Source organism: Streptomyces sp. 150FB (genome assembly GCF_000818195.1).
GTDB lineage: Bacteria > Actinomycetota > Actinomycetes > Streptomycetales > Streptomycetaceae > Streptomyces.
In genome coordinates, this window is sequence record NZ_JTHL01000001.1 from 4,287,732 (window position 1) to 4,301,221 (window position 13,490).

General features: G+C 70.1%; 13 protein-coding genes and 3 tRNA genes. 9 read left to right on the forward strand and 7 right to left on the reverse strand.

Features of this window, described 5'->3' with window-relative positions; all coding sequences use genetic code 11:
• Window positions 1-800: maleylpyruvate isomerase family mycothiol-dependent enzyme (locus QR77_RS18250; RefSeq protein ID WP_040028204.1), on the reverse strand; the 800-nt coding region annotated here is incomplete at its 3' end.
• Window positions 801-894: 94 nt separating this feature from the next.
• On the opposite strand from QR77_RS18250, the gene QR77_RS18255 reads away from it, so the two are divergent.
• Complete coding sequence (locus tag QR77_RS18255; RefSeq protein WP_040022972.1) at window positions 895-1,473, forward strand: TetR/AcrR family transcriptional regulator; 579 nt, start codon at window positions 895-897, stop codon at window positions 1,471-1,473.
• 100 nt (window positions 1,474-1,573) lie between these two features.
• On the opposite strand, the gene QR77_RS18260 is transcribed toward QR77_RS18255, so the two are convergent.
• The 4 genes from QR77_RS18260 to purS all read right to left on the reverse strand — a co-directional run bounded on the left by QR77_RS18260 (window position 1,574) and on the right by purS (window position 5,090).
• Complete coding sequence (locus QR77_RS18260) at window positions 1,574-1,780, reverse strand: DUF4177 domain-containing protein (RefSeq protein WP_040022973.1); 207 nt, start codon at window positions 1,778-1,780, stop codon at window positions 1,574-1,576.
• A gap of 75 nt (window positions 1,781-1,855) precedes the next feature.
• Window positions 1,856-4,105, reverse strand: coding sequence for a phosphoribosylformylglycinamidine synthase subunit PurL (purL, locus tag QR77_RS18265; protein ID WP_040022974.1), 2,250 nt, complete (start codon window positions 4,103-4,105; stop codon window positions 1,856-1,858).
• Entirely contained in the window at window positions 4,102-4,785 is a 684-nt protein-coding gene (gene purQ, locus QR77_RS18270) for a phosphoribosylformylglycinamidine synthase subunit PurQ (RefSeq protein ID WP_040022975.1), read from the reverse strand. The genes purL and purQ overlap by 4 nt, the downstream gene beginning before the upstream one ends.
• The gene (purS, locus tag QR77_RS18275) at window positions 4,782-5,090 is read right to left on the reverse strand and encodes a phosphoribosylformylglycinamidine synthase subunit PurS (RefSeq protein ID WP_040022976.1); all 309 of its coding nucleotides are present in this window, start codon (window positions 5,088-5,090) and stop codon (window positions 4,782-4,784) included. The genes purQ and purS overlap by 4 nt, the downstream gene beginning before the upstream one ends.
• A 468-nt stretch (window positions 5,091-5,558) precedes the next feature.
• Here purS and QR77_RS18280 point away from each other — a divergent pair, with 468 nt between their 5' ends.
• The 8 genes from QR77_RS18280 (at window position 5,559) to QR77_RS18315 (ending at window position 10,346) form a co-directional block, all read left to right on the forward strand.
• Window positions 5,559-5,894 carry an Lsr2 family protein gene (locus QR77_RS18280; protein ID WP_078876844.1) on the forward strand — a complete coding sequence of 112 codons (336 nt, stop codon included), beginning with the start codon at window positions 5,559-5,561 and terminating at the stop codon, window positions 5,892-5,894.
• A 141-nt stretch (window positions 5,895-6,035) separates the two neighbouring features.
• Window positions 6,036-6,110: transfer RNA gene (locus tag QR77_RS18285), tRNA-Gly, on the forward strand.
• A 65-nt stretch (window positions 6,111-6,175) separates the two neighbouring features.
• A tRNA-Gly gene (locus tag QR77_RS18290) sits at window positions 6,176-6,248 on the forward strand.
• Between the two features lie 169 nt (window positions 6,249-6,417).
• On the forward strand, window positions 6,418-7,359 hold the full coding sequence (locus QR77_RS18295; RefSeq protein ID WP_040022978.1) for an ABC transporter ATP-binding protein: 942 nt from the start codon (window positions 6,418-6,420) through the stop codon (window positions 7,357-7,359).
• Window positions 7,359-8,228 (forward strand): ABC transporter permease, encoded by an 870-nt coding sequence (locus tag QR77_RS18300; protein ID WP_236710723.1) that lies wholly within the window; start codon window positions 7,359-7,361, stop codon window positions 8,226-8,228. Before QR77_RS18295 ends, QR77_RS18300 begins: the two co-directional genes overlap by 1 nt.
• Window positions 8,229-8,297: 69 nt before the next feature.
• Window positions 8,298-9,623, forward strand: a complete 1,326-nt coding sequence (locus tag QR77_RS18305) for a histidine kinase (RefSeq protein ID WP_063798042.1) — start codon at window positions 8,298-8,300, stop codon at window positions 9,621-9,623.
• Window positions 9,620-10,243, forward strand: coding sequence for a response regulator transcription factor (locus tag QR77_RS18310; RefSeq protein WP_040022979.1), 624 nt, complete (start codon window positions 9,620-9,622; stop codon window positions 10,241-10,243). The genes QR77_RS18305 and QR77_RS18310 overlap by 4 nt, the downstream gene beginning before the upstream one ends.
• Before the next feature lie 30 nt (window positions 10,244-10,273).
• Window positions 10,274-10,346 (forward strand) — tRNA-Gly (locus tag QR77_RS18315).
• A gap of 116 nt (window positions 10,347-10,462) precedes the next feature.
• Here QR77_RS18315 and QR77_RS18320 read toward each other — a convergent pair.
• Window positions 10,463-11,365 (reverse strand): phosphoribosylaminoimidazolesuccinocarboxamide synthase, encoded by a 903-nt coding sequence (locus QR77_RS18320; RefSeq protein ID WP_040022980.1) that lies wholly within the window; start codon window positions 11,363-11,365, stop codon window positions 10,463-10,465.
• Between the two features lie 160 nt (window positions 11,366-11,525).
• Window positions 11,526-12,983, reverse strand: a complete 1,458-nt coding sequence (locus tag QR77_RS18325; RefSeq protein ID WP_040022981.1) for a N,N-dimethylformamidase beta subunit family domain-containing protein — start codon at window positions 12,981-12,983, stop codon at window positions 11,526-11,528.
• Between the last annotated feature and the right edge of the window lie 507 nt (window positions 12,984-13,490).

The window sequence follows — 13,490 nt, forward strand, 5'->3', positions numbered from 1 at the left end:
CCCATCAGCGGCAGCAGATCCGACAGGTCGGCGCGCTCTCCGCTGGCGCTGACCTGCGCCGCTTCCAGCGCCTCGCGCCAGGTCGTACGGCCGGTGGCGAGCCGGATCCAGGTGAGCGGATCCGTCTCCACGACATTGGGCGGGGTGCCTCGCGTGTGCCGGGGGCCCTCGACGCACTGGACCACCGCGTGCGGTGGGACACGTACCTCCGTCGACGCCCCGGGAGCCTTCACGGCGAGCGTGTCGGCGAGCAGCCGCGTACAGGTCGCCAGTGCCTGGCGGTCGTACGGGATGGACAGGCCGGTCGCACGGTTCAGGTCGTCCGTGTGGGCGACGAGTTCCACCGTGCGGGTGATCAGGTAGTCCGACAGGCGCATCGTGCCGGTCCGGGTCTCCAGCAGGCGGTCGTCGGGCGCGCCCGGCAGCAGCGCCTCGATCTGCTCGGCGATCCGGTCGAACAGCTCCTCTGCCGGGGCGCCGACCACGGTCGCAGCGATGACCCGGATGTCCTCGGAGATCGCTTCCGAGTGCGCGGCCGTCGCGAACGGCCAGTCCAGCAGGGCGAGCACGGGACCGGCCTGCGGTTCGGGCTGTTCCAGCGCGTGGGCCACGGCTCCGACGGCCATCGCCAGATGCGCCGACAGTTCGCGGACGGTCCAGTCGCCGAGCCCCGAGGGCCCGTCGAGCTGCTCCGCCGTCAGCGTCCCGACCGCCTCCCGTACGTGTCCGAACTGCGCCAGGACGGCGGTACGGGTCTTGGCGGGGTCGTAGCTGCGGAGACGTTTCTTGGCCGGTGGCATGGACGTGAGGCTAACCGGCGGCCACGGCTCACCCGCTCTCCGGTCCGGCCGACACGCTGTGCGTACTAGTAGGTACAGAAGGTAAGATACGTACGTGAGTACGTCTGAACGTCTTATCGAGAGCACCCGCGAGCTGCTGTGGGAGCGCGGGTACGTCGGCACCAGCCCCAAGGCCATCCAGCAGCGCTCCGGCGTGGGCCAGGGCAGCATGTACCACCACTTCGACGGCAAGCCCGATCTCGCGCTGGCCGCGATCAGCCGTACCGCCGAGGAGATGCGCGACCGGGCCGAGAGCGAGTTCACCGCTCCCGGCACCGTCGTCGAGCGGATCACCGCCCATCTGCGGCGGGAGCGTGAGGTCCTCAGGGGGTGCCCGGTCGGCCGGCTCACCCAGGACCCGGACGTCATGGCCGATCCGGAGCTGCGGCTGCCCGTCGAGGCGACCTTCAGCCGGCTGCGCGGCCGGCTCGCCGACCTGCTGGCGGAGGGGTGCGCGAACGGCGAGCTGGACCCCGGGCTGGACCCGGTGGCCACCGCGTCCACGCTGGTCGCCGTGGTGCAGGGGGGCTACGTACTGGCCCGCGCCGCCGGCTCGGTCGAGCCGTTCACGCTGGCCGTCGACGGTGTCCTCGGCCTGCTCGGGGGCCATGCCGCGCCCACGCGCTCCGCCTAGACGACCGCTGCTAGCCCCGCGAACGACCGAGCCCCCGTCCGGTGCGTACCGGACAGGGGCTCGGTGGTCACGTCACATCACGTCGTGTCGTCACATCGCGTCAGGCCTGACGAGGACGCTCCAGCGTCAGCAGCAGACCCTCGACGGCGCCGGGACCGATCCGGCCCTTGACGTCGGCGGCGGTGATCGCCTTGAGGGCCCAGCCTTCCTCGGCGTGCTTGTTGAGCGTCTTCTCCAGCTTGCCGCTGTCCAGCGAGTCGCCGATGAGCGACTCCCTGAAGGTGACGACCTTGTACTCGTAAGACATGAGGGCTCCCCTCGTTCAAACCTGTCCGCACGACGGGACGCGTGCGGGCCCAAGACAATCACGAGAGGCCCCGGATCAGACGAGCAGCCCGGGGATCGTGGACTCGTGTGCCGTACGGAGTTCGCCCAGCGGGATGCTGAACTCGCCCTGCACCTCGACCTCTTCGCCGTCGACCACACCGATCCTGGTCACCGGCAGCCCGCGCGCCCCGCACATGTCGGTGAAGCGGAGCTCCTCGCTGCGCGGTACGGCGACCACCGCGCGGCCCGCCGATTCGCTGAACAGGAAGGTGAACGCGTCGAGTTCGTCCGGCACGACCAGCCGCGCGCCCTGTCCGCCGCGCAGGCAGGACTCGGTGACGGCCTGGATCAGGCCGCCGTCGCTGAGGTCGTGGGCCGCGTCGATCATCCCGTCCCGTGACGCCGAGATCAGGATGTCGCCGAGCAGCTTCTCGCGGCCCAGGTCGACCTTGGGCGGCAGCCCGCCGAGGTGGTCGTGGACGACCTGCGACCAGGCCGACCCGCCGAACTCCTCGTGCGTCTCGCCCAGCAGGTAGAGGAGTTGGCCCTCCTCCTTGAAGGCGATCGGCGTCCGGCGTGCCACGTCGTCGATCACTCCGAGGACGGCGACGACCGGCGTCGGGTGGATCGCCGCCTCGCCCGTCTGGTTGTAGAGCGACACATTGCCGCCGGTCACCGGGGTGCCGAGCTGGAGGCAGCCGTCGGCGAGACCGCGTACGGCCTCGGCGAACTGCCACATGACGTCCGGGTCCTCGGGCGAACCGAAGTTCAGGCAGTCGGAGACGGCGAGCGGCCTGGCGCCGGAGGCAGCGACGTTGCGGTACGACTCCGCCAGCGCCAACTGCGCACCCGTGTACGGGTCGAGCTTGGCGAAGCGGCCGTTGCCGTCCGTCGAGAGCGCCACCCCGAGGCCGGTCTCCTCGCTGACGCGGATCATGCCCGAGTCCTCGGGCCCCGCGAGGACGGTGTTGCCCTGCACGAACCGGTCGTACTGGTCCGTCACCCACGCCTTCGACGCCTGGTTCGGCGAGGCGACCAGCCGGAGGACCTGCTCCCGCAGCTCCGCCGAACTCCCGGGCCGCGCCAGCTTGTTGGCGTCGTCGGCCTGGAGCGCGTCCTGCCACGCCGGGCGGGCGTACGGGCGTTCGTACACCGGGCCGTCGTGCGCGACCGTACGCGGGTCGACGTCGACGATCTTCTCGCCGTGCCAGAAGATCTCCAGCCGGTCGCCGTCGGTCACCTCACCGACGACGGTGGCGATGACGTCCCACTTCTCGCAGATCTCCATGAAGCGGGCGACCTTGGCCGGCTCGACGATCGCGCACATGCGCTCCTGCGACTCGCTCATGAGGATCTCCTCGGGCGAGAGCGTGGAGTCGCGCAGCGGTACGTCGTCCAACTCGACCCGCATACCGCCGGATCCGTTGGACGCCAGCTCGCTCGTCGCGCAGGAGAGGCCGGCGGCGCCGAGGTCCGAGATGCCGGTGACCAGCTTCTCGGCGAAGACCTCAAGGGTGCACTCGATGAGCAGCTTCTCCTGGAACGGGTCGCCGACCTGGACGGCGGGGCGCTTCGACGGCTTCGCGTCGTCGAAGGTCTCGGACGCCAGGATCGAGGCGCCGCCGATGCCGTCGCCGCCGGTGCGGGCGCCGTACAGGATGACCTTGTTGCCGGGGCCGCTCGCCTTGGCGAGGTGGATGTCCTCGTGCCGCATCACACCGATGGCACCAGCGTTGACCAGCGGGTTTCCCTGATAGCAGGCGTCGAAGACCAGCTCGCCGCCGATGTTCGGCAGGCCGAGGCAGTTGCCGTACCCGCCGATGCCGGCGACCACGCCCGGCAGCACGCGCCGCGTGTCGGGGTGGTCGGCGGCGCCCATCCTCAGCGGGTCCACGACCGCGACGGGGCGCGCGCCCATCGCGATGATGTCGCGCACGATGCCGCCGATACCGGTGGCGGCGCCCTGGTAGGGCTCGACGTACGAGGGGTGGTTGTGCGACTCGACCTTGAAGGTGACCGCGTACCCCTGGCCGATGTCCACGACACCGGCGTTCTCGCCGATGCCGACGAGCATCGCGTCGTTGGCGGGGACCTTCTCGCCGAACTGCCTCAGGTGCACCTTGCTGCTCTTGTACGAGCAGTGCTCCGACCACATGACGGAGTACATGGCCAGCTCGGCACCGGTCGGGCGGCGGCCGAGGATCTCGCGGATCCTGGCGTACTCGTCCTCCCTGAGGCCGAGTTCCTTCCAGGGCAGCTCGATGTCGGGCGTACCGCCCGCGTGCTTGACGGTGTCCAGAGTCATGAGGCGGCTACCAGCTTCTTCAGGATCGAGGTGAAGAATCCGAGACCGTCGGTACGGCCCGTACCGATCAGCGGCTCCACGGCGTGTTCGGGGTGCGGCATGAGCCCCACGACGTTGCCCGCCGCGTTCGAGACGCCGGCGATGTCGCGCAGCGATCCGTTGGGGTTGCCGTCGAGATACCGGAACGCGATCCGGCCCTCGGCCTCCAGCTCGTCGAGAACGCGCTCGTCGGCCACGTACCTGCCGTCGATGTTCTTGAGCGGTACGGAGATTTCCTGGCCGGCCGAATAATCGGTGGTCCAGGCGGTGTCCGCGCGCTCCACCCGCAGTTTCTGATCGCGGCAGATGAAGTGCAGATGGTTGTTGCGCAGCATCGCGCCGGGCAGCAGATGCGACTCGGTCAGGATCTGGAAACCGTTGCAGATCCCGAGAACGGGCATCCCGGCCTTCGCCTGCTCGATGATCGTTTCCATCACCGGCGAGAACCGGGAGATGGCTCCGGCCCGCAGATAATCGCCGTAACTGAAACCGCCGGCCAGTACGACGGCGTCCACCTGCTTGAGGTCTTTGTCACGGTGCCAGAGCTGTACGGGCTCAGCCCCGGCGAGCCTGGCGGCCCGCAGGGCGTCCTGGTCGTCGAGCGTTCCCGGAAAAGTGACGACTCCGATCCGAGCGGTCACTTCGACCCCTCGGCGGCGGTGACGGCGGTCACGGCGCTGTCGGCCGTCCCGGTCCCCTCGGCGGGGTCGACCTTCACGACGAAGTCCTCGATGACGGTGTTCGCGAGAAAGGTCTCCGCCATCTCGTGGATACGGGCGAGGGCGGCGTCGTCGACGGGCCCCGCCACTTCGAGCTCGAAGCGCTTTCCCTGGCGGACGTCGGCGATCCCTTCGAAGCCCAGGCGTGGCAGTGCGCGCTGCACCGCCTGGCCCTGCGGGTCAAGAATCTCCGGCTTGAGCATGACGTCGACTACGACGCGTGCCACTGGCACTCCCGGTGGTGTGGTGCGGCTGTTTCTTCAAGGGAATCCCCCTCGACCCCCCGAGGTCATCAGCGTACCTGTCCATAAAATCTACGCGCATAGATACATCTGTCGCAACTCGGTCACACTCCGCTCGGCACTTCCTCGCACACGAACCGCACACCCGATCGGCTGATCCACGCGGGTCGCGCGCGGATCGCGCGCAGGTCATCCCTCGTGGGGCGATCGCGGGGCGATATCGGCGGCGGCACCCGGGCAGAAAATCCTGGCGAAAATTGGACGGCTACGATTGCTGTCGGACACGCTGAGGTAATTGCGTGGGCTTCACAATGCGAGGTCTTCCGCTGTACAAAGGAATACAGCGGAAAACTGCATTGCCCCTTAACAGCCGGAAGGCCGGTATCGCCGCACGTCAGCCGTGTTTCCCGCACGTCTCCTGCCAGGCGGTACCGCAAGAAAGGACCGATATCCGTGGCGCAGCGCGTAGTGGTCACGCTCTCCGACGACATCGATGGCGGAGAAGCGGCGGAAACGGTCACGTTCGGCGTGGACGGTAAGACGTACGAGATCGATCTCAGCCCGGCCAATGCCAAGAAACTGCGCAAGAGTCTGGCGCCCTTCGTGGCGGCCGGACGTAAGCAGTCGAACGCGGGCAAGTACGGCAAGACGCGCACAACGTACAGCCACACCTCCCTGGCGCCCGATCCCGCGGCGGTCCGCGCCTGGGCGCAGTCGCACAAGATGGAGGTGCCGGCAAGGGGACGTATCCCCAAGCGGGTCTACGAGGCGTTCAGCCAAGCGAGTTGAGCCTGAGCGGTGGTGCGAGGCGACTCGGGGGACCGGCCGGGGGACCCGGCGGCGTCCCGAGTTGCGCACCACCCCCGCTGATCGGCTAGAGTTTGGAACACGCCGAGGGGCAAGGCCGAAAAGCCGAACTCCACGCAGCGTGCGGGTGTAGTTCAGTAGTAGAACGCCCCCTTTCCAAGGGGGAGGCGCAGTGTGCAATTCCTGTCACCCGCTCCACATCGCTCTCCGACCACCTCGGTGGTCGGGTAGGGTGGTGGTCGCACCAGCCAGCTCGGTGCGATGCGGACGTAGCTCAGTTGGTAGAGCGCAACCTTGCCAAGGTTGAGGTCGCCAGTTCGAACCTGGTCGTCCGCTCAGTGTGAAGAAGCCCCTGATCTTTGATCGGGGGCTTCTTCGTATGTCCGTTGTCGGTCAGGGGCGCGGGCCGACGGGTGGGTGGATGAACCGGACCGATGACATTTGTCAGCAGCACCGATGACACCACGCACTGCTCCGGGCCCCGGTCGCGCCGAATCCTGGATACATGACTGCGGTAATCGAGACACGAGACCTACGACGCGGCTACGCGGGGAAGTTCGAGGCGGTGAAGGGCATCTCCTTCTCCGTGGGGCGGGGCGAGTTGTTCGCGCTGCTGGGGACGAACGGCGCGGGTAAGACCTCGACCGTCGAACTGCTCGAAGGGCTGGCCAGGCCCAGCGGAGGAACCGTACGGGTCCTCGGGCACGATCCGTACGGCGAACGGGGCGCCGTACGCCACCGGGTGGGCGTGATGCTCCAGGAGGGCGGCCTGCCGCCCGAGTTGACGGTGGCGGAAACCGTACGGATGTGCGCCGGGTGCACCAGCGGTGCCCGTCCCGTCGCCGAGGCGCTGGATCTGGTGCGGCTCGGCGAGCGGGCCGGCGTACGGGTCAAACAGCTCTCCGGCGGCGAGAAGCGGCGGCTCGACCTGGCGCTCGCGCTGCTCGGCCGCCCCGAGGTGCTCTTCCTCGACGAGCCGACGACCGGGCTCGACGCCGAAGGGCGCCACGACACCTGGGAGTTGATCCGGGAGCTGCGCGCGGGAGGTACGACCGTACTGCTCACCACGCACCACCTGGAGGAGGCCGAGAACCTCGCCGAACGGCTGGCGATCATGCACCAGGGCCGGATCGTGGTGGAGGGGACGCCCGCCGAGGTGACGGCGGCGCGGCCGTCCCGTATCCGCTTCGTCCTGCCGCCCGGCGTCGAGGCCGCGCGGCTGCCGCTCTCGCTGCGGGCCGCCTTCAGCGACGAGGCAGGCCGGCGGATCGAGATCAGGACCCGGCGGTTGCAGCACGATCTGGGTGAACTCCTCAGGTGGGCAGAGGAGTCGGGCGTGGAACTCGCGGAACTGGACGCGCGGTCCGCCTCGCTCGAAGAGGCGTTCCTCGACATCGCGGCACGGAACGCGGGCATCGGCACTGACATGGGCATGGTGGGGGTGTGATGAGTACGGACACGGGCGCGGACGCGGTGATGCGTACACGTACACGTACGGGTACGGGTACGGGCACAGGTACGGGTACGGGCGGAGGCGCGGCGCGCGGCGCGCTCACGACGGCCAGGGGGCGGCTGGGGGCCCTGGGCCGGGCCGAGTTCACCCTGCTCAGGCGGAACAGGGCCGCGCTCTTCTCCGCCCTCTTCCTGCCGTTCGCGATGATCGGCGCGATCAAGATGTCACTCCGCTCGGTCGACCTCGGCGGGACGGGCCTCACCGCCGTCGAAGCCGCGATGACCGGCGGTGTCGGCACGGCGCTGATCTTCGTCGTCTACGCCAACCTCGTCGGCGTCCTCACCACCAGGCGCGAGACGCTGGTGCTCAAGCGGCTGCGCGTGGGCGAGGCCTCCGACCGGGAGATCCTCATCGGCACCGCGCTGCCGGCCGGCGCGCTGGTGCTCCTCCAGAGCGCCGTGATGGTGGCGGCGGGGGTGGGCTTCCTCGGGCTGAGCGCGCCCAGGCGTCCTGACATCCTGATCCTCGGCATGGTGTTGGGCATCGTGCTGCTCACGGCGCTGGCGGCGGCGACCACATCGTTCACCCGCAGCGCGGAGAGCGCGCAGATCACCACCCTGCCACTGTTCCTGATCTCGGCGGTCGGCTCGGGCATGTTCATCCCGCTCGACGTCCTTCCCGACCGGATCGCCGACATCTGCCGGCTGCTGCCGACGACCGGGATGATGACACTGGTCCGGGCCGGCTGGCTGGGTGGCGTGGGAGGGTACGAACTACTGCGGGCGGCGCTGAACGCGCTGGTCTGGATCCTGATCGGAGCGTTCGCCGTACGGCGCTGGTTCCGCTGGGAACCGCGCCGCTGAGACGCGCGACAGGGGAGCACGCCGGAGAAGCACGGCGGAGAAACGCGACGGGGATGGGAGGACGGCGCCATGGCCAGGCTGACCGGCTGGTGGGACCGGAAGAGCAACGCGGTCAAGGTCGAGGTGTACACACGCTGGTCGCTCCATCTCTTCACCGTGGCGGAGATCTCGCTGGTGATCCTCTTCATGAAGCTGCCGACCGCGGGACTGGTCGAGCGGTGGCTGCTGGTGCCGGTCATCGTGCACGGCGTGCTGTGCTCGGTGCTCCAGTCCAAGGCCCTCGACTGGCGGCTGCGCGGGCGCCCGAGGCCCGTGCGGCTTGCCCTGGCCGTGGGCGTCCTCTCGGCGGCGGGCGCCCTGGCCGCCGTCGTCCTCCACCGGACCGGCGAGTTCAGCGGCGACTGGTCGGCCCTGATCATGGTGTTCGCCTTCCTGAGCTTCGGATCCGCGGCGATCTCACTGACGCTGCCGCCCGAACTCCGCTGGTACGCGGCGCTCGGCACGGGCGTTCTCATCCCGCTCGCGGCGGCGCCGACCGACCTGCCGCACTCCCTCTTCGTCGCCACGGGATGCGTGGCCGGCGGCGGCGTCGGCTGTGTCCTGACGTACCACTTCTCGGCCTGGCAGCTCGACGCCGTCTGGGAGCTGGACGCGGCGCGCACGTTGCAGGCGCGGCTCGCGGTGGCGGAGGAGCGGCTGCGCTTCGGCCGCGATCTGCACGACGTCATGGGCCGCAATCTCGCGGTGATCGCGCTGAAGAGCGAGCTGGCCGTCCAGCTCGCCGAGCGCGGACGGCCCGAGGCCATGGCCCAGATGGTGGAGGTGCAGCGGATCGCGCGGGAGTCGCAGCGGGAGGTACGGGACGTCGTACGCGGCTACCGCGAGGCGGACCTGCACACCGAACTGGAAGGCGCGCGAGGGGTGTTGGCTGCGGCGGGCATCGACTGCCGGATCGAGGGCGACGACGGGGGCGGGCTGAGCCCGCAGGTCCAGTCGGCGCTCGCGTGGGTGGTGCGCGAGGCGACGACGAACGTACTGCGGCACGGGGACGCGCGGCGGTGCACCGTACGGCTGGCGGAGGCGGAGGGCGGGGAAGCGGTGCTGGTGGTCGAGAACGACGGCGTGCCCGCAGCCGACGGGGCCCGGGAGGGTGCGGCCGGCGCCGCGTCCGCGACCAGGGGGTCGGGGCTCGCGGGGCTCCGGGAGCGGCTGTCCGTCCTGGGCGGCACGCTGGAGGCGGGGCGTACGCGGGGCGCGCGATTCCGGCTGACGGCGCGGGTGCCGCTGCCGGCGGCAGACGCGGCGAGCACGGCGTCGGCCGGTGCGGAGGCCGGTGCCGGGCCTGGGACTGGACTTGGGTCTTCGGCTGGGGCTGGAAGCGAGGCGGTGGCGTGACTGCCGTCAGCGGTCCCGTACGCATCCTGCTCGCCGACGACGAGCACCTGATCCGGGGCGCGTTCGCCGCGCTGCTCGCCCTTGAGGACGACCTGCTGGTCGTCGCCGAGGCGGCGTCGGGCCCCGAGGCCCTGGCGATGGCGCTCGCGCACCGCCCCGATGTGGCCGTACTGGATCTCCAGATGCCCGGTATGGACGGTGTGAAAGTCGCCACATCCATCCGCGACCAACTGCCCGGCTGCCGCACGATGATCGTGACCAGCCACGGCCGCCCCGGACACCTGAAGCGGGCGCTGGCGGCGGGCGTACGCGGCTTCGCGCCCAAGACGGTCAGCGCGCGGCAGCTCGCCGAGATCATCCGTACCGTGCACGCGGGGAACCGTTTCGTCGACCCGGAGTTGGCCGCCGACGCGATCTCCGCGGGGGACTCGCCGCTGACCGCGCGGGAGGCGGAGGTGCTGGAGCTCTCGGCGTACGGCGCGCCCGTCTCGGAGATCGCCGAGCGCGCCTCGCTGTCGCAGGGGACCGTACGGAACTACCTGTCGTCGGCCATGACCAAACTCGGCGCGGAGAACCGGCATACGGCAGTGCGGCTCGCACGGGAGCGGGGTTGGGTATAGTGGTGCTCGCACCGGCCACGCCGATGCGATGCGGACGTAGCTCAGTTGGTAGAGCGCAACCTTGCCAAGGTTGAGGTCGCCAGTTCGAACCTGGTCGTCCGCTCAGAGTGAAGAAGTCCCCGGCGCGTTCGCGCCGGGGACTTCTTGCGTTGCGGGCCGCGGTGGCCGGCCGGGGCCGTTACCGGCTCACGACCGGCTCAGGACCGGCTCAGGACCGACTCACGACCAGCTCAGGCCGGTGAGCAGCTCGTAAGCCTCCAGGTACTTCGCCCGGGTCGACTCGATGACCTCCGGCGGCAGCGGTGGCGGCGGTTGCTCGCTCTTGCGGTCCCAGCCCGATGCCGGGGAGGTCAGCCAGTCGCGTACGTACTGCTTGTCGTACGAAGGCTGGTCCCGGCCCGGCTCCCAGGTGGCCGTCGGCCAGAAACGCGAGGAGTCGGGGGTCAGCACCTCGTCGGCGATCACCAGTCCCCCGTCGGTGTCGAAGCCGAACTCGAACTTGGTGTCGGCGAGGATGATGCCCCGGTCGCGGGCGATGTCACGGGCCCGCCCGTACACGTCGAGCGTCGTACGGCGCAGCAGCGCCGCGGTCTCGGCGCCGACCTGGCGGGCGACCTCCTCGTACGACACGTTCTCGTCGTGCTCGCCCACCGCGGCCTTGGTGGCGGGCGTGAAGATCGGGGCCGGCAGCTCCGAGCCGTTGACGAGGCCCTCGGGGAGCGCCAGGCCGCAGACGGTGCGGTGTTCGTTGTACTCCAGGAGCCCGGAGCCGGTCAGATAGCCGCGTGCGACGGCCTCCACATCGATCATCCGCAGCCGCTTGCAGATCAGGGTGCGGCCCTCCCAGTCGGCGGGGGCGCCGTCGGGGAGGTCGGTGGAGAGCACATGGTTCGGCACGAGGTCGGCGAGGACGTCGAACCACCAGAGCGAGAGCTGGGTGAGGACCCGGCCCTTGTCCGGGATGTCGCTGGGGACCACCCAGTCGTAGACGGAGATGCGGTCGCTGGCGACCATCACGAGGTCGCCCGCCTCGTTCTGGTACAGATCGCGCACCTTGCCGGTGTGCAGATGTACCAAACCCGGCACCTGAAGGGGCTCGGGCTTCTCGACGAATCCGGACACGGTTCCTCCCCGTGGTTCTGATCGATCTTTGAGATCGGCTCGATTCTCCCGTATGCCGGAAGTCGGCGGGGTGGAGGGGTAGGCGGAGGGGTACGGTCCGCCTCTGCTCTTTCGCTCTACTCTTTCGAGCCTAGTGTCAGAGTCGCGCGTCGGTCGGGCGTCAGTCGCGTTTGCAGATGCGGTCGAGGAGATTCGCCGTGGCGCGCTGGATGCGGGTGTCGACGTATCCCGGCCGGTCGAGCGCCGGGGACCAGGCGAACGTGCCGGAGGCGAAGACCAGCGCGCCCGACGGGGCGCGGTAGAGCGAGGTCTCCTGGTGGCGTACGGCGTTCTCGCTGTCGCGGTACGGGGAGTGCGCGAGCAGGATCCGGTCCTGGTGTTCGGGCAGCGCCGTACGCGGGAAGTAACGGTCCGCCTCCCCCGCGACCAGATTCGCCAGCTCGTCCCCTTCACCGGCGCCGGTGGCTTCCCAGAGCCAGTGATTGACGTTCCGTACGACGAGGGGGTGCGGCTCGGGGACCCGGCCCGCGTACTGGATGCCGAGGAGCTGCTGCTCCGGTCTGTCCACCTCACGCCAGAGCGCGGACTTTCCGGGGCCGCGCCGCTTGCGGCAGGTCAGCAGCCGATCCGGGACACCGGACGGCGAGGGGCCCAACTCGGCCTGCCAGTACATGGTGTTGGCGGAGAGGAAGACGAGCGAGGTGCCGGTGTCGCGCGCCAGCTCGACCGTACGGCGCATGGGCGCCGTCCAGTACTCGTCATGGCCGGGGAAGACCAGGCCCCGGTAGCGGGTGGGGTCGACGCGGCCCGCGTGCAGGTCGCGGGTGTCGGCGTACGCGAGGTCGTAGCCGTAGCGCTCGGCCCAGCGGATGAAGTCGTAGGCGTGCCCGACGTGCAGCGGCAGCCCGGCACCGGCGTAGGGCCGGTCGAACGAGACCGTCGTCGCCGCGTCCTCCTCGCCGAGCAGCCGGCCTTCGTCGTCCCACGCGTGGTACAGGCTGGCGCCGGTGTGGCCGTCCTCCGGGTAGAGGTTGTACGCCTGCCAGGTGATGTCGGGCAGCAGGAGCAGCAGATCGGCGGGGTCGCTGTGGCGGATGGTGAAGGGGATGTGGGAGCGGTATCCGTCGACGGTGGTGAGCACGGCGACATGCGCGCCGACGGCCCAGTGCGCCGGGATCTGGAGCCGCCAGGACAGCCACCAGTGGTGGCAGGAGACCGTACGGTCCGCGGTGAGCGGGGCCGGCTGCACGATGCCGGAGAGCCGGGGGCTGGTGGTCAGCTTGCGGGCGCCCTCGCCGCCGTAGTGGCCGATCCGGTAGATGTCCACGGAGAACTGCTGGGGCGGATCGACCGTGACATGGAAGTCGATGGACTCGCCTGGTGCGGCGGCGTCGGTGGAGGCGAAGCCCTTGATCTGCCGGTGGACGTCGTCAGCGGTACGGGGACCGCCGCGGCCGACGCCGAGCGTGGGGTCCGCGTACCACGGGACGAGGTGTCCGGTGTCGTCGAAATAGTTCTCACTGCCGCGCAGCCAGGGCAACGGCCCCTGTCCGAAGGGATCGGTGACCGCGTGGGCGAGGGCGCCCGATTCCCACCGCCGGATGTGCTCAGGCCCCATGGTGCTCCCCTCCTGGCCGGCACCCAGCACATCACATAACGCACGCGACTGGTCACCGTTCGTCGCGATTCGCCTGGGGCGGGCGGGGGATGCGGGGTTCGGAGGTTCCAGGCCCCTGGGCACATGTGCCGGTCGGAGGGGGTTTTGGCTGGCGGCAGCGGTGGAGGGGCGCCGGGGAGGTGACGGCTTGCGCGGTACGTTCAGGTGTTCGACGTGTCACCGGTTCTGCGTAGGGCGGTCTTGCGCGGCCCCGGAACGGCATGCGTGGGCCTGCGGCACGGGGGCCCGTGCGCGGGCCGCGCACGGGGGCGCCTCAGACCGGGCGTACGGGCCGCCTCAGACCAGGCGTACGGGCTTCTCCGCGCGTACGCCCACCGCCGCAAGCCAGGACCGCAGCGGTCCCGGGTCGCCGTCCTCCACCAGGCTCAGCACCCGGCGGCCGAGGTCGCCACGCCGCTCGCCGTCGACGAGGAGGGCCGGGCCGTCGAGCCAGTCGAGGCCGGGAGC

Bases quoted from the DNA above. Each gene is read 5' to 3' on its own strand.
- QR77_RS18260 (WP_040022973.1), bottom strand. From the start codon at position 1,780: ATGTCTTACGAGTACAAGGTCGTCACCTTCAGGGAGTCGCTCATCGGC.
- QR77_RS18300 (WP_236710723.1), top strand. From the start codon at position 7,359: ATGAGTACGGACACGGGCGCGGACGCGGTGATGCGTACACGTACACGT.
- purL (WP_040022974.1), bottom strand. From the start codon at position 4,105: ATGACTCTGGACACCGTCAAGCACGCGGGCGGTACGCCCGACATCGAG.
- QR77_RS18325 (WP_040022981.1), bottom strand. From the start codon at position 12,983: ATGGGGCCTGAGCACATCCGGCGGTGGGAATCGGGCGCCCTCGCCCAC.
- QR77_RS18295 (WP_040022978.1), top strand. From the start codon at position 6,418: ATGACTGCGGTAATCGAGACACGAGACCTACGACGCGGCTACGCGGGG.
- QR77_RS18305 (WP_063798042.1), top strand. From the start codon at position 8,298: ATGGCCAGGCTGACCGGCTGGTGGGACCGGAAGAGCAACGCGGTCAAG.